The organism is Rhizobium sp. 2YAF20, from assembly GCF_052114685.1.
Taxonomy (GTDB): Bacteria; Pseudomonadota; Alphaproteobacteria; order Rhizobiales; family Rhizobiaceae; genus Rhizobium.
Window position 1 is genome coordinate 1 of the sequence record NZ_JBFRFF010000022.1, and the last position, 17,668, is coordinate 17,668.

The following is a 17,668-nucleotide window of genomic DNA, read 5'->3' on the forward strand; positions in this document are numbered from 1 at the left end:
GCCATAGGGTCCAGCGGTGACCCTCCCTGGTAGGACTGGCCAAAGATCAGCGTGTCCCGCATCGCGGTGATGTCGGTCGCCTTCTTCTTCAGGTCGTTGAACCAGGCACCATCAGACGTCTCGCCGTAGAGCACTGTTCCGATGATGCGATTGTCCTTCAATATGACGCGCTTGTAGATGCCGGCCGCAGCATCGCGCAGGACGATTTCCTCGCGGTCGTCGCCGTCGGCAAAGTCGCCGAGCGAAAAGACGTTGATGCCGGTGACCTTGAGCTTCGTCGGCGTGTCGGAATGAACGAAGGCCGCCGATCTGTCACCGGCAAGATGGGCGGCCGCGACCCGCGCCATTTCGTAGAGCGGGGCGACGAGGCCGTAGATCTTCCCATCGACCTCGGCGCATTCGCCGATGGCGAGAATGTCGCCATCGGAGGTTCCCATGCCCGCATCGACAACGATGCCGCGGTTAACGGCGATACCGGCGTCCTTCGCGAGCCCGATATTGGGACGAATGCCGACCGCCATCACGACGAGCGTCGCCGGAATGATGCGGCCATCATCAAGCTCGATGCCCTCAACCTTGCCACTGCCGATGATCGCCTTGGTGTTGGCCTTGGTGATCACCTTGATCCCGCGTTCTTCGAGTGCCTTCTGCAATAGATATCCCGCAGCGGGGTCCATCTGGCGTTCCATCAGGGTCGGGTTGACGTGAAGCACCGTTACGTCCATGCCACGAAGATTGAGCCCGGCGGCAGCCTCAAGGCCGAGCAGGCCACCGCCGATGATCACGGCCTTTGCCCGCGATTGCGCCGCAAGCAGCATCGCGTTGACGTCGTCGAGATCGCGGTAGCTCAGCACACCGGGAAGGTCCTTGCCCGGCACCGGAATGATGAAGGGCACCGAACCGGTGGCGATCACCAGTTTGTCATAGGGTTCGACGACGCCGTGGTCTGATGTGACGGTCTTTGCCGCCCGGTCGACGGCGATGATCTTGTGGCCCTTATAGAGCGTGATGCCGTTTTCGATGTACCAGCCGTCGCCGTGAATGACGATCTGCTCATAGCTCTTTTCGCCAGAAAGCACCGGGGAGAGCATGATGCGATCGTAGTTGACGCGCGGCTCCGCGTTGAAGATCGTGACCTGGTATTGTTCGGGGTCGTTTTCAAAGAGGTGCTCGAGCATGCGGCCCGGCGCCATCCCATTGCCTATGATGACAAGTTTCTGGGTCATGGGCATTACTCCGCGGCTTCGACGAAGCGGTGACGTTCGTAGAGGAACTTCAGCACGGCTTCTCGTGACATGAGGTAGGTTCGGTCCGAGGCAAGCTCGATGCGATGGCGCGGCCGCGGGATCGGCACGCTCAATATCTCGCCGATATGAGCGGCGGGGCCGTTGGTCATCATGACGATGCGGTCAGATAGCAGCACCGCCTCGTCGACATCATGGGTGATCATGATCATCGTGTTGCCGAGACGCGCATGGATTTCCATCACGGCATCTTGAAGGTGAGCGCGGGTCAGGGCATCGAGAGCGCCGAAGGGTTCGTCGAGCAACAGGATCTTCGGCTCCATGGCAAGAGCCCGGGCAATGCCAACGCGCTGCTTCATGCCGCCGGAGATTTCTGAAGGCCGCTTGTCACGCGCATGCGCCATCTGAACGAGGTCGAGATTGCGCATCACCCACTCGTCGCGTTCAGTCTTGGTCCTGGTTCCGCCGAACACCTTGGAAACGGCAAGATTGACGTTGTCGTAGACACTCAGCCACGGCAGCAGGCTGTGGTTCTGAAAGACGACTGCGCGTTCCGGCCCCGGTGCATTGACCTCCTTGTTCTCAAGCAGCACTGCGCCCGATGAAACGGGCGTCAGTCCGGCAACGAGATTGAGCAGCGTTGACTTTCCGCAGCCGGAATGGCCGATGACCGAGACGAATTCCCCTTTGGCGATGGCAAGATTGACGCCCTTCAGGACTTCGGATCGCTTGCCTGCGCGGTCAAAATGCTTGTCGACGTGATCGAGCTTTAGATAGGCGTTCATGATTGCATGTCCTCAGTTGGCCGCAGCGCCGCGAGTAACGAACCTGCCGAGAGCGGCAACGAGCTTGTCGAGAATGAAGCCAACGACGCCGATATAGGCGAGGGCGACGATGATGTCGGAGAGGTGCGAGGAGTTCCACGCGTCCCAGATGAAGAAGCCTATACCGACGCCGCCGGTCAGCATCTCGGCCGCAACGATTGCAAGCCAGGAAAGACCGACACCGATGCGAAGGCCGGTGAAAATGTACGGCGCGGCCGACGGCAGCATTATCTTCCAGAAGAATTCGATCTGGTTCAGCCGCAGCACCTTGGCGACGTTGCGATAGTCCTGAGGGATATTGCGAACGCCGACGGCGGTGTTGATGATCACCGGCCAGATCGAGGTGATGAATATCACGAAGATCGCCGACGGATTGGAGTTCTGGAAAGCCGCAAGCGAGAGCGGCAACCAGGCAAGCGGCGGCACGGTGCGCAAGATCTGGAAGATCGGATCGAACCCGCGCATCACCCAGATCGATTGCCCGATGATCGCGCCGATCAGGACACCGATGATCGCGGCGAGCCCAAAGCCATAGGCGACGCGCTGCAGCGAGATCAGAACCCGCCAGCCGAGACCGATGTCCTGCGAACCGTTGTTGAAGAACGGAGAGACGATCAGATCACGGCTGTCCTCCCAAACCCTGCTGGGCGGCGGCAGCGTTGCGCCTGCACCCGAACAGAGAACCTGCCACACGAGGAGCGCAATGACAAAGACGCAGAGCGGCGGCAGGATATTGACGGCCGCGGAACTTGCGACATGTCGCAGGCCTGGCATCGCCGACCGTCTTGTGGGCAGGACGACGATCGTTCCCGTCGTCGCTGGACTGGACGCCGATTTGCCGGATGCCGTTGAGCCGGATGTGTCGGACGGCTGTTGTTTATGCGCCAAAGCGGACACGGGTTTCTCCTTGGAAGCAGTTGACTGGGCGGCGTGCACCGGCGAGCAGCATCGCTTCAGGTCGCAGCCTTGATCGAAAGGCTGTCGAGGTAGGCAGACGGGTTCTCGGGGTCGAAGATCTTCCCGTCGAAAAAGGTCTCCTTGCCACGCGACGTCGATGAGGGGATATCCGCCGACGCCACGCCGAGATCCTTCGCGGCTGCCCGCCAGACGTCCTCGCGATTGACCTTGCCGACCAGCGATTTGATATCGGTGTTGGGAGCGAACTTGCCCCAGCGGATATTCTCGGTGATGAACCACGCGTCGTGGCTCTGGAAAGGATAGGAGACGCCGCCTGCCCAGAATTTCATGTAGAGATTGGTGGCCTTTTCGGTGCGGCCGTTGCCGTAGTTGATGTCGCCCTTCAGGCGGCCGAGCACGTCCACCGGCGGGACGTTGAACCATTGCCTCTTGCCGAGGATGGCGGCCATCTCGTCCTTGTTCTCCATGCGGTCGCACCATTGCTGGGCTTCCATGATTGCCATCAGCAGCGCCTTGGTCGCATTCGGATTTTTCTCGATCCAGTCCGTGCGCATGGCGAATGCCTTTTCGGGATGCCCCTTCCAGATTTCGCCGGTCGTGCAGGCGGTAAAGCCGATGCCCTGGTTGACGAGCTGCTCGTTCCACGGCTCGCCGACGCAGAAGACGTCCATGTTGCCGACCTTCATATTCGCCACCATCTGCGGCGGCGGCACGACGATGGTCGAGACGTCCTTGTCAGGATCGATGCCGCCGGCAGCCAGCCAATAACGCAGCCACAGATCATGGGTGCCGCCCGGGAAGGTCATGGCAGCCTTGATTTCCTTTCCGGCGGCCTTTTTGGCCGCGAAGACTGCCTTCAGCTTCGAGGCGTCAAGGCCGACGCCTGTCTCGGCGTATTCCTTGGCAACGGAGATGCCCTGGCTGTCGTAATTGAGCCGGGCAAGGATCGACATCGGAACAGGCTGATTGTTCTGCGTTACCTTGCCCGTCTGCATGAGAAAGGGGAGCGGCGAGAGGATATGGGCGCCGTCGATGCCATTTGCCTCGCCGCCAAGGACCAGGTTGTCGCGCGTCGCGCCCCATGATGCCTGCTTGGCGACATCGACATCAGGCAGGCCATGCTTTTCGAAAAGGCCCTTCTCCTTGGCGATGACCAGCGGCGCGGCATCGGTGAGTGCGATGTAGCCGAGCTTTGCTCCGCGAACCTCCGGTGCGCCGGTCGAGGCGAATGCTCCCGAAGGAAAAGCCGACCTCATCGCGGTGATCAGCGCTGCAGTGGCGGTGGTCTTTAGAACATCCCTGCGGCTGAAGGACATCGTCGAAATCTTTTTCATGCGGAGCTTTCCTCTGCTGGACTGACGGAATCTCGGAAATAAAAAAACGCCGCTCGGAGATTGCGTCATCGGAAATGAATCCCGGACTGCAAAACCTTGCGACGTCGATGTCTTTGCAAGCGCAATCTGGCGCTCGTCTTCGCTCCCATCGCCATTGACGGGGCAATTATGAAGACGCAAAAGCCATGCCAATTGGCGGGCAAATTTCTATCTAGTTGTAATAATTAGCGAAAATATGAAAATAGGGAAAGGTGCCGCTCAGATGAGCATCTATAGGTCTTGCGGATAATTTGTGCACCTGCTCGCTGGTCGGCTTATTGCTGATCCGATTTTGTGCGGATGCGTTGGTGACAATTAGAATTGATCGTCGCCGCCGCCGGCCATTCTCTTCGACTTCACGGCGAAGCCTTCGACATATTCATCGACCTTTGACGGATCGAAAATGCGACCGTCGATGAACCTGTCTTGCGCCTGCAGGCCTTCGATGCGGAAATCATCATCGACGGGGCATTGGGCGTCGCCGAGTGCATTGCGGTAGAGATCCGGCCTATAGCCGGATGCCGCAGCCTTGGCGCCGGCGTCGGTCAATGCCACCTGACCCCAGCGAACCATCTGGCTATAGATCCAGACGGCCTGGCTCGGCCGGGGGTAGTTGGCGTTGGACGAGTGAAATCTCATATATCCATCGATCACGCGCTTCGTGCCGGAGGCGTCGAGATTGAATTCTCCGGCAAGGACACGGCGAACAATGTCCAGCGGCGCGCCGAGATATGCCGTCTCTGCTAGCACTTCGGCAAGCGCGTCATGGTTTTGCGGATCGTCGCACCATCTTGCTGCACGATCGAGCGCGACGATCATCCGCGACACGCGCTCGGGATGTGCTTCGGCCCATTGCGGGCGCATACCGATGACCTTCTCAGGAGCGGACGGCCAGATATCCTGCTTGGCGGCAACGATGCGCCCGACGCCTCGCTCGCAGGCGATCATGTTCCAAGGCGCGCCGACGCAGAAGCCATCGATCGATCCGGTGGCAAGAGCGTCTGACGTCAAAGGCGGTGGCACGACGACGAGCTTGACGTCTCGATCCGGATCCACGCCACCCGCGGCAAGCCAGTAGCGGAACTCGTAGTTGTGTGAGGAAAACGGATAGGTCACGCCGAATGTCGGAGGCGGCTCGCCACGCTGTCTCGCCGCATCGAGGACCCTTGCCATTGCGACGGCGCTCTTAAGTGCGCCGGCCTGTTCCGACAATCCCGTCTCTTCTCTCATTTTCTGGAAGAGCCTGGTCGATAGCGTGATGGCGTTGCCGCCGCGTCCGAGCGAGAAGGCGGTTATGGTGGGGGATGGGTTGGAGCCGAGCTCGAGCATGGAGGCGACCGGCATCGGCGACAACATGTGCGCCACGTCATATTGACGGAAGGCGAGGCGATCGCGGACATTTGCCCAGGAGACGTCCTTGACGAGATCGAGCGCCAGCCCTTCGCGTTCGGCAAACCCGAATTCCCTGGCCGCTATCAGCACCGCGGCATCGACGAGCGGAATGAAGCCGGCCCGCAAGGTGTGGCGTCCCTCGGACGACACCCGGGCCGGCGCTGCCAGGCTCCCCCTGGTCTCTTCGGTCTTAGTCTCCATTGCGCATTCCTCTTTATCGGGACGCTGTCGCACGCCGGCGGATCACAACAAAAGCCCCGCGGCGGTAACCACGCTTTGAGCGATCTCCGCGATCTTCTTCTTCTCGTTCATCGCCGCCTGCCGAAGCAGCGCATAGGCGTCCTCCTCCGACAGCTTTCGCGTCTTCATCAAAATTCCCTTCGCCCTATCGACGATTTTTCGTTCTTCCAGGGCGGATTTTGCTTCGGCGAGTTCGCGCTGCAGCCTACTGAAGGCATTGAAGCGGCTGACTGCCATGTCGAGGATCGGCTTGACGCGCTCCTTGCGCAATCCATCCACGATATAGGCGGACACGCCGGCATCGACCGCAGCTTCGATCGAAGCCGTGTCAGACCTGTCCACAAACATGGCGATCGGTCTACTGAGGGTCCGCGTCAGTTGAAACAGATGCTCCATCATGTCGCGATTGGGATTTTCGATATCGATGACGATGACATCGGGCCGCAGCGTCTCGATGATCCGCGCGACGCCCTGGACCTGATGAATGACGGTGACGCGGTGATGACCGGCATCACGAAGCCCTTCCTCGATGATGGAGGAACGGATCTCGTTCTCGTCAATTACGAGAATTGTCAGGTCTCGATGCGGCATGTGACCATCCATGCCGCACCGCAATAAGTTTGGCAATGGAGTTTAAAGCGCGGCCGTCGCGGCTTACGAAGCCTTTGCTTCGAAAGCGGGCGCGAAATCACCCAGCGATTTTGCCTTGAGGATCAGGCCCTCGATGTCCTGCTCGACAATCGCTTCAAGGTCGGCGAAGCTGTCGATGACATAGTAGATGGGCTGGACGATATCGATCCGGTAGGGCGTCCTGAGGACGCTTAGCAGATCGAACGGTCGGAATTCGCACGCCTTGCCCTCCATCGCTGCCTTCGCTTCGCTTGGTGAGGAGACGATGCCCGCGCCGAAACAGCGACGGCCTTGCGGCGTGTTGATCAGGCCGAATTCGACGGTGAACCAGAAGATGCGGAACAGATGCCAGGAATAGCCTTTGCCGAGGCGAACGGCGGTTTCGCCGAAATGCCGTACGAAATTGGCGTAGCTTTGGTTGGTCAGCAGCGGGCAATGGCCGAAAACCTCGTGAAACAGGTCCGGTTCCTCGATGTAGTCGATATGCTCGCGGCGGCGTAGGAAGGTTGCGAGCGGGAATTTTCCTTGCGACAGGAGCTCGTAGAAGCGCGAGGGCGCAATGAGGGCCGGGACGCCTTCTACGCCAAAGCCCGTGGTCTCGTTGAGACGCCGGTTGACGTCGAGAAGCTGAGGGACTTTGTCCGGCTTGAGCCCAAGGGTTTTAACACCGTCCAGATATTCCTGGCAGGCCATATTGGCCAGCAGCTTCAACTGACGCCGGTAGAGTTCACCCCATATCGCATCTTCCTCGGTGGTGTAGGCGTATAGACCGTCCGGACCGGCCAGTTTGGCGGTGTAGCTGCTTTCCTTCATATCTCGATCCTCCCGGATACTGCAATCTTCTTGCAATTATGCTCCGTATCCGGAGGATTTTCCTTTCATTTTTGCTGAGTATCGCCATAGTAATGGATGATATTTTCGAATATGGCGCAAGAATGAAAGAATCCGGGATTTTTCATCGCAAGCTTCTACAGCTCGTCCAGGCCGATGGCACGCTTTCGCTGGCAGAGCTGTCGGAAAGGGCCGGCATGTCGCAGAGTTCGGCCTGGCGGAAGATCCAGGAGCTGGAATCGGACGGCGTCATCCGCAAGCGTGTGACACTGCTCGATCCGGGAAAACTCGATCTTAAGCTCTGCGTGATCGCACATGTGACGCTGGAGGATCACCACGAAGAGGCGGTAGCGTCTTTCGCAGCAGTGGTGTTGGAGCGGGCGGAAATCATGGAGTGCTACGCATTGTCGGGCGCCTTCGACTACATGTTGAAGATCCGGGTAAGGGACGTGGAAAGCTACGAGGCCTTCATGACCCGCTATCTCATGCGCAATCCGCATGTGCGCACGGTCGTATCGAGTTTCGTGCTGCGCGAGCTCAAATTCTCGACCGAACTGCCGATCTAGCGCTAGATCTCAGAGCGACACCGTCAAAGTCAACGCGCACTAATCGCCATGCCCGCTGCTCGGCACGAGCACCGGCAGCCCCTCAAATGTCTTGAGCGTGTCGAGGACAATCGAGGTTTTCACGTGCTGCACCGACTCGTGAGGCAACAGGACGTCGTTGACGAATCTTGAAAGGCCAGCAAGCCCACGGGTCGCGATCTTCAGGTGATAATCCATTTCGCCGGTAAGCGCGTAAGCTTCAAGAACTTCCGGTAGTCCGTTGACCAATTGGGAAAATCTGCGGGCATTGTCTCTGTTGTGGGTGGCAAGCGTCACGGAGATGACGACCAGCATATCCAACCCTAACTTCTGCCTATCCAGGTTTGCCTGGTAGCCCCTGATATATCCTTCAGCCTCCAGTCTCGTCCGCCGACGCGAGCATTGCGAGGGCGAAAGCGCGATCCGCTCGCCCAACTCGTTGTTCGTCAATCTGCCGTCTTTCTGCAACTCCTGGAGCAGGCGCAAATCAAACTTGTCGAGCTGTTCATCCATTGCACGAAATCCCCAAAAACCTCACAGATCGTGCATAACTTCTTCTCTAGGCATGAAGAATGCAAGCACCTTGCACGTGTTTTGGATCACACTTTGCATGATCAAGAAGTAAATCTCTATGGAGGAGAAAATGGGTCCTTTCCCGCATGATGCGCCGCCGTCGGAAATCACGGCCGACAATCCGGCCGGGACAGATGGCTTCGAATTCGTCGAATTCGCTCATCCTGAGCCTGCGAAGCTGCGCGAGCTTTTCACACGCATGGGCTATGTTGCGGTCGCCAAGCACAGAACCAAGGACATTACGGTCTGGCGTCAGGGCGACATCAACTACATCCTGAACGCCGAACCGGGCAGTCATGCCACTCGCTTTGTCGCGGATCACGGCCCCTGTGCGCCTTCGATGGCCTGGCGCGTCGTTGATGCGAAGCACGCCTTCGACCACGCGGTGTCAAAAGGCGCCGTTGCCTATGAAGGCGACGACAAGACGCTGGACGTTCCAGCGATCGTCGGGATCGGCGGCTCGCTGCTCTATTTCATCGAAACCTATGGCGCAAAGGGATCGGCCTTTGAGGCCGAGTTCGAGTGGCTTGGAGCACGCGATCCGCGGCCTGAAGGTGTCGGCTTCTACTATCTCGACCATCTGACGCACAACGTCTACCGCGGCAACATGGACAAGTGGTGGGATTTCTACCGCGAGCTGTTCAACTTCAAACAGATCCACTTCTTCGATATTGACGGACGCTTCACTGGCCTTGTCAGCCGCGCCATCACATCGCCCTGCTCTAAGATCCGCATCCCGCTCAACGAATCGAAGGATGAGACGAGCCAGATCGAGGAATTCCTGAAGAGATACAAGGGCGAAGGCATCCAGCACATCGCAGTTGGCACCGACGGCATCTACGCAGCCGTCGACAAGCTTGCCGACAACGGCCTTCTCTTCATGCCGGGTCCGCCGGAGACCTATTACCACATGTCCTATGATCGCGTGAACGGCCATGAGGAGCCCATTGAGCGCATGAAGAAGCACGGAATCCTGATCGACGGCGAGGGTGTGGTGAATGGCGGCATGACGAAAATCCTGCTACAAATTTTCTCGAAAACCGTCATCGGCCCGATCTTCTTCGAATTTATCCAGCGCAAGGGCGACGAAGGCTTCGGCGAAGGCAACTTCCGCGCTCTTTTCGAGTCGATCGAGGCAGATCAACTCAAGCGCGGCGTCATTGGTACCGCCGCCGAATGATGTCTCGAGACGTGGCGCATATTTGGAGCTGTTCTTAGGTTTCCGGGAGGAATGAGCAATGGAACAGACGGTAACCAAGAGTTCGGATGGCGCAGCCTCGGCGGCCAACAGCCTGAAATATATGCCCGGATTCGCCAACGACTTTGAGACAGAATCCCTTCCCGGCGCGTTGCCGCAGGGCCAGAATAGTCCGCAAAAATGCAATTACGGGCTCTATGCCGAGCAGCTTTCAGGCTCGCCCTTTACCGCACCACGTGGCACGAACGAGCGTTCCTGGCTTTATCGCATCCGCCCGAGCGTGCGCCATACGCGCCGTTTCTCCAATGCGAGCTACCCGTTCTGGAAGACGGCTCCGTGCCTCGACGATCATTCGCTGCCGCTTGGCCAGTTGCGATGGAACCCGATCCCGGCGCCGAAGGAGAAGCTCAATTTCCTCGCCGGCATCCGCACCATGACGGCTGCGGGCGACGTCATGACCCAGGTCGGCATGGCCGCCCACACCTATGCCTTCAACGACGACATGGTCGATGACTATTTCTTCAATGCCGATGGTGAACTGCTGGTCGTGCCGCAGCTTGGTGCCATCAGAGTATTCACCGAAATGGGCATGATGGATGTCGAGCCGTCCGAAATATGCCTTATCCCCCGCGGCATGATGTTCAAGGTGACGCGGACCGGTGAAGAAAAGGTCTGGCGCGGCTATGTTTGCGAGAACTATGGTGCGAAATTCACGCTGCCGGATCGCGGTCCCATCGGCGCGAACTGCCTGGCAAATCCACGCGACTTCAAGACACCCGTTGCAGCTTTCGAGGACAAGGAGACGCCTTGCCGCGTGCACGTGAAGTGGTGCGGAAAGTTCTACGTCACGGAAATCGGCCACTCGCCGCTCGATATTGTTGCCTGGCACGGCAACTACGTGCCGTTCAAATACGATCTGCGCACCTTCTCGCCGGTCGGTGCGATCCTTTTCGATCATCCCGATCCGTCGATCTTTACGGTGCTTACTGCGCCTACCGAGCAGGCGGGAACCGCCAACGTCGATTTCGTCATCTTTCCGCCACGGTGGCTGGTCGCCGAACATACGTTCCGACCACCCTGGTACCACCGCAATATCATGAGCGAGTTCATGGGCCTGATCCATGGGCAGTACGATGCCAAGGAGGAAGGCTTCGTGCCAGGCGGCATGAGCCTGCACAATATGATGCTGCCCCACGGGCCGGACGCGCTCGGTTTCGAAAAGGCATCCAATTGCGAACTCAAGCCGGTGAAGCTGGATCACACGATGGCCTTCATGTTCGAGACCCGCTACCCTCAGCAACTGACGAAATATGCGGCGGAGCTGGAGACGCTGCAGGACAACTACCTGGAATGCTGGGACGGCCTGGAACGCAAGTTCGACGGTACTCCTGGCATCAAGTGAAAATCGGCCACAAATGCTGCGATGCTGGAAGTAGGACATGAAGCTTGCGACACTGAAGGACTCCACAAGGGACGGCAGGCTTGTCGTCGTTTCCCGCGACCTTACCCGCTGCTCTGAGGTCGGTCATATCGCCCGCACGCTGCAGGCTGCACTCGACGACTGGGACCACGTGGCTCCCCGGCTGGCGCAGATTGCAGAAGGTATCGAGACCGGAGCGCAGCCGACGAGCAGGTTCCACGAGCACGCTGCCGCGTCGCCATTGCCCCGAGCCTACCAATGGGCGGATGGTTCGGCCTACGTCAACCATGTCGAACTGGTGCGCAAGGCCCGCAACGCCGAGATGCCCGCCAGCTTCTGGGTCGACCCACTGATGTACCAGGGCGGCTCCGACGGTTTCCTCGCGCCGCGCGACCCGATCGTGATGGCCGACGAGGCCCACGGGATCGATATGGAGGGCGAAATCGCCGTCATTGTCGGCGATGTTGCCATGGGTTCCAGTCCGGAGCGCGCCCGTCGCGCCATCCGCTTGCTGATGCTTGTCAACGACGTGTCACTGCGAGGTCTGATACCGGAAGAACTGGCAAAGGGATTTGGCTTCTTCCAGTCCAAGCCAGCATCGGCATTTTCGCCTGTCGCCGTGACGCCGGACGAACTTGGGGAGGCATGGGACGGCGCCAAGCTACATCTTCCGCTGCTCGTATCCCTGAACGGCAGGGCATTCGGCAAGGCGAATGCCGGCATCGACATGACCTTTGATTTCGGCCAACTGATCGCCCATGCCGCCAAAACCCGCAATCTCGTCGCAGGGACGATCATCGGCTCGGGAACAGTGTCCAACAAATTGGACGGTGGACCAGGAAAGACGGTCGAAGACGGCGGGGACGGCTACTCCTGCATCGCCGAGATACGCACGATCGAGGTCATCGAAACCGGATCGCCCAAGACCCCGTTCATGACGTTCGGCGATGAGGTCCGCATCGAAATGAAGGATCGTGCCGGGCATTCGATCTTCGGAGCGATCGAGCAGACGATTGAAAGATATGCAGGACCTGGATCGCAATGAACGAGGTCGTCCTATACGACTACTGGAGGTCGTCTGCGAGCTACCGCGTGCGTATAGCGCTCAACGTGCTCGCAATCGACTATGCGACAGTGCCGGTCGACCTTTTGGATGGGTCGCACAAGAACCCGGACTACCTGAAGCTGAACCCGCAGGGTCTGTTGCCGACATTGGTGATCGACGGAATGAGGCTGACGCAGTCGCTTTCGATCATCGAATACCTGGCCGAGATGCATCCGGAAAGTGGATTGCTGCCGCGGGAACCCGCCGGCCGGCAAAGAGTGCGGGCACTCGCCTATGCGGTCGCCATGGATATTCATCCAATATGCAACATGCATGTCGCTGCCCACGTCATGGCCCTGACCGGCAAAGCCGACGCCCGCGAAGAGTGGATGAAGCACTTCATCACGGACGGACTTCGCAAACTGGAATTGATGCTCGAAGACGGCGAAGGAGAGTTCAGCTTCGGAAACACCCCGACGATGGCCGATCTTTGCCTAGTGCCACAGGTCTACAACGCCCGCCGCTGGGGGGCAGATATGACCAACCTCAAACGCATTGTCGAAATCGATGGCAAATGCGCAGCGCTGCCCGCATTTCAGGCAGCGCATCCCGACCGTGTCAGACCGGCGAGCGAAGCAATTGTCTGATCGATGTCCGGATCAATGGCGTGGCCAACAGAAGCATCCTTGCAAACCAATACTGGATAGAACGACCTCATTGTTCGGCCACCTGGTGAAAACCATTCACTGTTGTTATCGACGACAATCCGAAAGTATTAATCACAGCTAAATAGAATACAAATCAGTTGCGGAGTACTGTGGTCGCCATTCATAGGCTTGTCCGACCTTGACAATTTAACCATTCGTTAATCTTTTGCTTGCCGCTTTCCAACAAAAGACTATCCTCTCCTGTAGAGGAGAAGAACTATGCTGAACAATGATTGGATGATGCCACTTGTGCTCGCAGCGCTGGCGCTTTCGGGTCTGCTTTTCCAGATTGCCAGCTATGCGCTAAGCCCGCCGATAACCCTCCTGCACCCTTGAGCGCAGGCGGCCGAGAGACTTGCCTGATTGTCAGGTAGCCAGACGCGGAAACTGGGCGCGCACATTGGCGATATAGTATTCGCCGGGCGAAGTCGCCTTTACCATGTTCATCACGATGTTGCGCGGCACGTCCGCAAAGAGACGACGCTCGCCGTTCTTGAATTGAAGGCTCAAGTGCTTCTGAACCTTGTCATATTGCATTGCGACAATGATGCGCGATTTGATGGCAATGTCTTCCATGGCTGCCCCCAGCTTCGATCTCGGCCATGCGTAAACGGATTCTCCTGATATCCCGTCAACGGGAGTGGTTAAACTTCTGTATTAGAAGCAAGGCCAATATGTGTCAGAACGGAAATCCTCGGGAATTGGATCCAGCCGCAGCAATGCCTCTGCAACGAATTCGATCTGCATTCTCAGATATTTGAGGGCCGGCGGCATTGAGGCACCGGTGACGAATTCCCTCACGCGCCAGTCCTCGTAGCCGCTGGCCTTTATCCGTCGCGCCGCCTCGGCCATGACATCGCCAAGAGCCGGCTTTGCGGCGTGGAGTTGGAATATGGCGTCCCCGGCAGCATTGCCCTTGCCACCTTCGATCACAAAAAGCTTCATATCCTTGCCCTTGGAGACCAGCCCTGCCCTGCAACTTGCCAAAGGCGCGGCCTTTTGCAATGTGGCGGAGTATCAAAGGCAAAGGATAGGTCGCCGAGGAGCGGCCGGCGTGACAAGTTTGCGACAATTGGGCGGTTCGACCCCCGACCATCACGGAAAATTTTGGGTTTGGCGAATAAAGCCTAAGCCTCGACCATTTACAGCCACATTCGCCGTCCCTAAAGCTCATGCACGAAAACGGAAAGGGACCCGATGCTTCGCAGATTGTATGACTGGACCATGTCGCTTGCGGGTCGTCCATCGGCCGAAATCTGGCTCGCGGTCATTGCCTTCGTCGAAAGCTCGATTTTCCTCGTTCCTGCTGATGTGCTCTTTCTGCCGATGGCGCTTGCCAAGCCGCACCGCGCATGGCGCTACGCTCTTATCGCGACGGTGGCCTCGGTCCTCGGCGGCATCGCCGGCTGGGCGATCGGTTATTACGCCTTCGAGGCGGTCGCCAAGCCGATCTTGCAGTTCTACGGAAAACTTGACGCTTTCGAGCAGATGCGATCGGGCGTCACCTACGGCACCGTCGTTCTTTTGCTGATTACCTCCGGCCTGGCGCACCTGCCGCCGATCAAGGTCGTGACGATCCTTTCCGGCGTCGCCAACGTCAATCTCGGCTTGTTCATCGTCTCGGCAATCGTCGCACGCGGCGCCCGCTTCTTTTTCCTCGCATGGCTGTTGCGCCGCTACGGCGAGCCGATCCGCCATTTCATCGAGAAGCGGCTCGGCCAGATCGCAGCGGTTGTCGCGGCGGTTCTCATCCTGGCGTATATTGCCTTCCACCTGCTTGCACGTTGAGCCTGACTGCGGAGCCTTGACATGACCCAGACCGCAACCCTTTCCCGGCCCGCCCTTGGCTATTCGGCGCTCCTTGCCATCGGCATGGCGGCCACCATCGGCTCTGCGCTCGGTTTCCAGTATATCGGCGGATATGTCCCCTGCGCGCTGTGCCTGGAACAGCGCCAGCCCTATTATTACGGCATTCCCGTTGCCATTCTTGCCGGCCTCTCGGCGCTTGCGGGGCTCCCCGCCTGGATCACCCGAACCCTGCTTGCGATCGCTGGAATTCTGATGGTCGTTGGCGGCGGCATCGGCGTCTATCACGCCGGCGTGGAATGGCATTTCTGGGAAGGCCCCGCGACCTGCGCAAGCGGTGGCAGCACGGCGGCAGCACCCAAGGCCGGCGAGCTGCTTGGGCAATTGAACACGCTTAAGGGACCTTCATGCACCGAAGCGGCACTGCGGGTTCTCGGCCTGTCGATGGCAGGCTGGAACGTGATCGCCAGCGTCATCCTCGCGGCGATCGCTTTCACAGGGTTTCGCAAGTCGGCTTGAGGGCGTTGGTATTTGCGATTAAAAAACGGCTTATCCCGTTCGCACAGGTAATAACCACATCTAGCCTTCGCGCATGACCTATGTCCCTGCTCCGTTATAGGGGCGGGATGAGTGAGAGCCGCTTTCCGACACTGGGCAAACGATAAGCCGCTGTCGCTGAAGAAGGTTACTTCCAACTTGTTGAGGGAGATGCTCGTCGGTGAGGTTCCCTTTGCCGTCTCACCGGCCGTAGCTGTGGAATACGAGGATGTTCTAAAACGGCCCGGCGTTCTTGGTGATGACCCGTGGATAAGCGGCGGCGAAATCGATACGGTTCTCGATGCTGTTTTCGGTCAATCTATGCTGGTGTCTCCATGGTTTCGCTTCAGGCCGTTTCTGGATGATCCCAAGGACGATATCTACATTGAATGCGCGTTGACGGCGGGGGCCACATTTATCGTGAGCAGTGACCGACACTTCCAACACCCGGCCGTTGGAGCGTTCGGTTTGTCCGTTATGAAGGCTGGAGATTTTGTGGCGGAATTGGCGAGAAGGAGGCAGCCAACATGAGTACCTATCCTCTCAGAATAGCAGACCATGTCATGGAAGAAGCGAAGCGAGCAGCCGCAGAAAACAATGTATCGCTGAACCAGTTGCTGTCAGCCTTTATCGCGGACGGCATTGGTCATCGACGAGCGATCCTTAGCCTGAAGAATCGGGCGTCATGGGGAGATGTCGACGCAACGCTTGCCATCTTGGATCGTGCGCCGGATGTTGATCCCGATCCCGGCGACGAATTGGTCGAAGAACAGGGCGCGTCAGGCTTCCATCGCTGAACCTGTATCGCGGCGACGGAGGATTCGCCTCCTCCGGCGCGGTGGTAGTTGCTGCCAAATTGCGGATTTTCCTCGGTATTCGGCTTCTGCTCATGCGCAATTTCTGGTGCGAACCTGTGTGAAAGGGAGCCCTTTGAAAAATGCAGCGCCGACGTCGCACCACTGGACATAGGCAAACCAAACTTGGCGCGAGCGAACGGGCAGGCCGGCCTCCTGAGGCCAGACGCTTACGGCTGCAGTTCGGTATCCCAGTAGAGATAGTCGAGCCAACTGTCGTGCAGGTAGTTCGGCGGGAAAAGCCGGCCGTTGTTGTGAAGGTCCTGTACGGTCGGCTGATAGGGCTTTTGCGACGGGAACATCTGAGCCTGCTTCGGCAATTTGCTGCCTTTGCGCAAATTGCACGGTGAGCAGGCCGCAACGACGTTGCCCCACGTGGTCTCGCCGCCATGGGCGCGCGGGATCACGTGATCGAAGGTCAGGTCGTCATTCGCGCCGCAATACTGGCACTCGAAACGATCCCGCAGAAAAACGTTGAACCGGGTAAAGGCTGGATTGCGCGAGGGCTGGACGTAAGTCTTCAGGCACACGACGCTCGGCAGGCGCATGGAAAAGCTCGGCGAAGAAACCGAGTGATCATATTCGGCGATGATGTTCACACGGTCGAGAAATACCGCCTTGATCGCGTCCTGCCAGGACCACAGCGACAAGGGATAATAACTCAGTGGCCGGTAGTCAGCGTTCAAGACGAGCGCCGGCAGGGCCTGGGGGGAGACTGCAATCGTCAAGGAACCCTCCTGGTCGATTCATCTGCACATACATATTAGGCCGGATGTTACAGCATTGTGAAGTCCAATAAATTCAGTGCAAACCAGCAAATTCTGGCGGTGTTGCCGATCAGCCGATAGGCAGGATATCGCGGCGGGTCTGCACTGCGTAGAGCGCCCAGAACAGCCTGGCCGCAACCGACCGCCAGGGCGACCAAATCGCCGCTTCCCGCGCCAAATCCTTGGCCTGCGGTCTTTTTTCCATTCCAAACGCAGCGCCGACCGCGGCCTGAAGCGCAACGTCACCCGAGGGGAACACATCTGCGTGACCAACGCAGAACATCAGGTAGACCTCGGCGGTCCACGGCCCGATGCCCTTCAGAGCGGTCAGGCGCGCCATTGCTGATTCGGGTGTTTCCTGTCCGAGCGCCTGCAGATCGAGGCTCCCATCGATGACGGCAAGGGCTACTCGCGACAGGGTTTCGGCCTTGCCGCGCGACAGACCGAATTCCCGCCATGCCTGCGAATGGAAGGCGGCATAGGCGGCAGCGGTTAGCGGTTCGCCCGACGCGCCTATCCGCTTCCAGATCGCCTCTGCGCTGGCACGCGACACCGACTGCGACACCACGACATGCGCCAACCCCGCAAAGCCGGGCTCGACCAGCCGCAGCGGCAACGGCCCCGCTTCAGAAGCGATCGGCCGTAGACGCGGATCAAGCTCGACGAGCGCTTCCAGTCCCTCCTGGATATCCGCCTCGCCACGAATGATATGCATGCCTGAAATC

At 58.7% G+C, this 17,668-nt stretch carries 21 protein-coding genes; 9 read left to right on the plus strand and 12 right to left on the minus strand.

Annotated elements, in window-relative coordinates; translation table 11 throughout:
- The 7 genes from AB4Z52_RS22145 to AB4Z52_RS22175 all read right to left on the minus strand — a co-directional run.
- Positions 1–1,226, minus strand: a 1,226-nt coding sequence (locus AB4Z52_RS22145) for an NAD(P)/FAD-dependent oxidoreductase (RefSeq protein WP_442220052.1), incomplete at its 3' end; no start/stop codon positions are given.
- Between the two features lie 5 nt (positions 1,227–1,231).
- Positions 1,232–2,029, minus strand: coding sequence for an ABC transporter ATP-binding protein (locus AB4Z52_RS22150; RefSeq protein WP_442220053.1), 798 nt, complete (start codon positions 2,027–2,029; stop codon positions 1,232–1,234).
- A gap of 12 nt (positions 2,030–2,041) precedes the next feature.
- A complete protein-coding gene (ntrB, locus tag AB4Z52_RS22155) occupies positions 2,042–2,965 on the minus strand; it encodes a nitrate ABC transporter permease (RefSeq protein WP_442220054.1) in 924 nt (307 codons plus the stop codon).
- A gap of 56 nt (positions 2,966–3,021) precedes the next feature.
- On the minus strand, positions 3,022–4,320 hold the full coding sequence (locus AB4Z52_RS22160; protein ID WP_442220055.1) for a CmpA/NrtA family ABC transporter substrate-binding protein: 1,299 nt from the start codon (positions 4,318–4,320) through the stop codon (positions 3,022–3,024).
- 354 nt (positions 4,321–4,674) lie between these two features.
- Positions 4,675–5,952: a CmpA/NrtA family ABC transporter substrate-binding protein gene (locus AB4Z52_RS22165; protein ID WP_442220056.1), complete on the minus strand. Its 1,278-nt coding sequence runs from the start codon at positions 5,950–5,952 to the stop codon at positions 4,675–4,677.
- 42 nt (positions 5,953–5,994) lie between these two features.
- On the minus strand, positions 5,995–6,582 hold the full coding sequence (locus tag AB4Z52_RS22170) for an ANTAR domain-containing response regulator (protein ID WP_442220057.1): 588 nt from the start codon (positions 6,580–6,582) through the stop codon (positions 5,995–5,997).
- A gap of 63 nt (positions 6,583–6,645) precedes the next feature.
- On the minus strand, positions 6,646–7,434 hold the full coding sequence (locus AB4Z52_RS22175) for a phenylalanine 4-monooxygenase (protein ID WP_442220058.1): 789 nt from the start codon (positions 7,432–7,434) through the stop codon (positions 6,646–6,648).
- Positions 7,435–7,556: 122 nt separating this feature from the next.
- Here AB4Z52_RS22175 and AB4Z52_RS22180 point away from each other — a divergent pair, with 122 nt between their 5' ends.
- Positions 7,557–8,018, plus strand: coding sequence for an Lrp/AsnC family transcriptional regulator (locus AB4Z52_RS22180; RefSeq protein ID WP_442220059.1), 462 nt, complete (start codon positions 7,557–7,559; stop codon positions 8,016–8,018).
- 39 nt (positions 8,019–8,057) lie between these two features.
- On the opposite strand, the gene AB4Z52_RS22185 is transcribed toward AB4Z52_RS22180, so the two are convergent.
- Positions 8,058–8,549: an Lrp/AsnC family transcriptional regulator gene (locus AB4Z52_RS22185; protein ID WP_442220060.1), complete on the minus strand. Its 492-nt coding sequence runs from the start codon at positions 8,547–8,549 to the stop codon at positions 8,058–8,060.
- Positions 8,550–8,679: 130 nt separating this feature from the next.
- On the opposite strand from AB4Z52_RS22185, the gene hppD reads away from it, so the two are divergent.
- Genes hppD through maiA form a run of 4 tightly spaced genes read left to right on the plus strand, consistent with a single transcriptional unit; the run spans position 8,680 to position 12,919 of the window.
- A complete protein-coding gene (gene hppD, locus AB4Z52_RS22190; protein ID WP_442220061.1) occupies positions 8,680–9,789 on the plus strand; it encodes a 4-hydroxyphenylpyruvate dioxygenase in 1,110 nt (369 codons plus the stop codon).
- A 58-nt stretch (positions 9,790–9,847) separates the two neighbouring features.
- Positions 9,848–11,209, plus strand: coding sequence for a homogentisate 1,2-dioxygenase (gene hmgA, locus AB4Z52_RS22195; RefSeq protein WP_442220062.1), 1,362 nt, complete (start codon positions 9,848–9,850; stop codon positions 11,207–11,209).
- Between the two features lie 37 nt (positions 11,210–11,246).
- Positions 11,247–12,272: a fumarylacetoacetate hydrolase family protein gene (locus tag AB4Z52_RS22200; RefSeq protein WP_442220063.1), complete on the plus strand. Its 1,026-nt coding sequence runs from the start codon at positions 11,247–11,249 to the stop codon at positions 12,270–12,272.
- Positions 12,269–12,919 carry a maleylacetoacetate isomerase gene (maiA, locus tag AB4Z52_RS22205; protein ID WP_442220064.1) on the plus strand — a complete coding sequence of 217 codons (651 nt, stop codon included), beginning with the start codon at positions 12,269–12,271 and terminating at the stop codon, positions 12,917–12,919. Before AB4Z52_RS22200 ends, maiA begins: the two co-directional genes overlap by 4 nt.
- A 426-nt stretch (positions 12,920–13,345) precedes the next feature.
- Here the strand turns inward: maiA and AB4Z52_RS22210 are convergent, their stop codons facing one another.
- Entirely contained in the window at positions 13,346–13,555 is a 210-nt protein-coding gene (locus AB4Z52_RS22210; RefSeq protein WP_442220065.1) for a KTSC domain-containing protein, read from the minus strand.
- Between the two features lie 81 nt (positions 13,556–13,636).
- Complete coding sequence (locus tag AB4Z52_RS22215; RefSeq protein ID WP_442220066.1) at positions 13,637–13,924, minus strand: hypothetical protein; 288 nt, start codon at positions 13,922–13,924, stop codon at positions 13,637–13,639.
- A gap of 252 nt (positions 13,925–14,176) precedes the next feature.
- Here AB4Z52_RS22215 and AB4Z52_RS22220 point away from each other — a divergent pair, with 252 nt between their 5' ends.
- From AB4Z52_RS22220 to AB4Z52_RS22235, 4 genes are all read left to right on the plus strand, one after another.
- Complete coding sequence (locus tag AB4Z52_RS22220) at positions 14,177–14,767, plus strand: YqaA family protein (protein WP_442220067.1); 591 nt, start codon at positions 14,177–14,179, stop codon at positions 14,765–14,767.
- A gap of 21 nt (positions 14,768–14,788) precedes the next feature.
- Positions 14,789–15,304 carry a disulfide bond formation protein B gene (locus tag AB4Z52_RS22225; protein ID WP_442220068.1) on the plus strand — a complete coding sequence of 172 codons (516 nt, stop codon included), beginning with the start codon at positions 14,789–14,791 and terminating at the stop codon, positions 15,302–15,304.
- Positions 15,305–15,415: 111 nt separating this feature from the next.
- Positions 15,416–15,853: a PIN domain-containing protein gene (locus tag AB4Z52_RS22230; RefSeq protein ID WP_442220069.1), complete on the plus strand. Its 438-nt coding sequence runs from the start codon at positions 15,416–15,418 to the stop codon at positions 15,851–15,853.
- Positions 15,850–16,119: a hypothetical protein gene (locus tag AB4Z52_RS22235; protein WP_442220070.1), complete on the plus strand. Its 270-nt coding sequence runs from the start codon at positions 15,850–15,852 to the stop codon at positions 16,117–16,119. The genes AB4Z52_RS22230 and AB4Z52_RS22235 overlap by 4 nt, the downstream gene beginning before the upstream one ends.
- Positions 16,120–16,346: 227 nt before the next feature.
- Here the strand turns inward: AB4Z52_RS22235 and AB4Z52_RS22240 are convergent, their stop codons facing one another.
- Both AB4Z52_RS22240 and AB4Z52_RS22245 read right to left on the minus strand, forming a co-directional pair.
- Positions 16,347–16,904: an HNH endonuclease gene (locus tag AB4Z52_RS22240; RefSeq protein ID WP_442220071.1), complete on the minus strand. Its 558-nt coding sequence runs from the start codon at positions 16,902–16,904 to the stop codon at positions 16,347–16,349.
- 109 nt (positions 16,905–17,013) lie between these two features.
- Entirely contained in the window at positions 17,014–17,658 is a 645-nt protein-coding gene (locus AB4Z52_RS22245) for a DNA-3-methyladenine glycosylase family protein (protein ID WP_442220072.1), read from the minus strand.
- Positions 17,659–17,668: the final 10 nt, after the last annotated feature.

Excerpts from the sequence above, each read along its gene's own strand:
- AB4Z52_RS22150 (WP_442220053.1), bottom strand. The coding sequence starts at position 2,029 with ATGAACGCCTATCTAAAGCTCGATCACGTCGACAAGCATTTTGACCGC.
- AB4Z52_RS22160 (WP_442220055.1), bottom strand. The coding sequence starts at position 4,320 with ATGAAAAAGATTTCGACGATGTCCTTCAGCCGCAGGGATGTTCTAAAG.
- AB4Z52_RS22165 (WP_442220056.1), bottom strand. The coding sequence starts at position 5,952 with ATGGAGACTAAGACCGAAGAGACCAGGGGGAGCCTGGCAGCGCCGGCC.
- AB4Z52_RS22170 (WP_442220057.1), bottom strand. The coding sequence starts at position 6,582 with ATGCCGCATCGAGACCTGACAATTCTCGTAATTGACGAGAACGAGATC.
- AB4Z52_RS22175 (WP_442220058.1), bottom strand. The coding sequence starts at position 7,434 with ATGAAGGAAAGCAGCTACACCGCCAAACTGGCCGGTCCGGACGGTCTA.
- AB4Z52_RS22180 (WP_442220059.1), top strand. The coding sequence starts at position 7,557 with ATGAAAGAATCCGGGATTTTTCATCGCAAGCTTCTACAGCTCGTCCAG.
- AB4Z52_RS22185 (WP_442220060.1), bottom strand. The coding sequence starts at position 8,549 with ATGGATGAACAGCTCGACAAGTTTGATTTGCGCCTGCTCCAGGAGTTG.
- hppD (WP_442220061.1), top strand. The coding sequence starts at position 8,680 with ATGGGTCCTTTCCCGCATGATGCGCCGCCGTCGGAAATCACGGCCGAC.
- hmgA (WP_442220062.1), top strand. The coding sequence starts at position 9,848 with ATGGAACAGACGGTAACCAAGAGTTCGGATGGCGCAGCCTCGGCGGCC.
- AB4Z52_RS22200 (WP_442220063.1), top strand. The coding sequence starts at position 11,247 with ATGAAGCTTGCGACACTGAAGGACTCCACAAGGGACGGCAGGCTTGTC.
- maiA (WP_442220064.1), top strand. The coding sequence starts at position 12,269 with ATGAACGAGGTCGTCCTATACGACTACTGGAGGTCGTCTGCGAGCTAC.
- AB4Z52_RS22210 (WP_442220065.1), bottom strand. The coding sequence starts at position 13,555 with ATGGAAGACATTGCCATCAAATCGCGCATCATTGTCGCAATGCAATAT.
- AB4Z52_RS22215 (WP_442220066.1), bottom strand. The coding sequence starts at position 13,924 with ATGAAGCTTTTTGTGATCGAAGGTGGCAAGGGCAATGCTGCCGGGGAC.
- AB4Z52_RS22220 (WP_442220067.1), top strand. The coding sequence starts at position 14,177 with ATGCTTCGCAGATTGTATGACTGGACCATGTCGCTTGCGGGTCGTCCA.
- AB4Z52_RS22225 (WP_442220068.1), top strand. The coding sequence starts at position 14,789 with ATGACCCAGACCGCAACCCTTTCCCGGCCCGCCCTTGGCTATTCGGCG.
- AB4Z52_RS22235 (WP_442220070.1), top strand. The coding sequence starts at position 15,850 with ATGAGTACCTATCCTCTCAGAATAGCAGACCATGTCATGGAAGAAGCG.
- AB4Z52_RS22245 (WP_442220072.1), bottom strand. The coding sequence starts at position 17,658 with ATGCATATCATTCGTGGCGAGGCGGATATCCAGGAGGGACTGGAAGCG.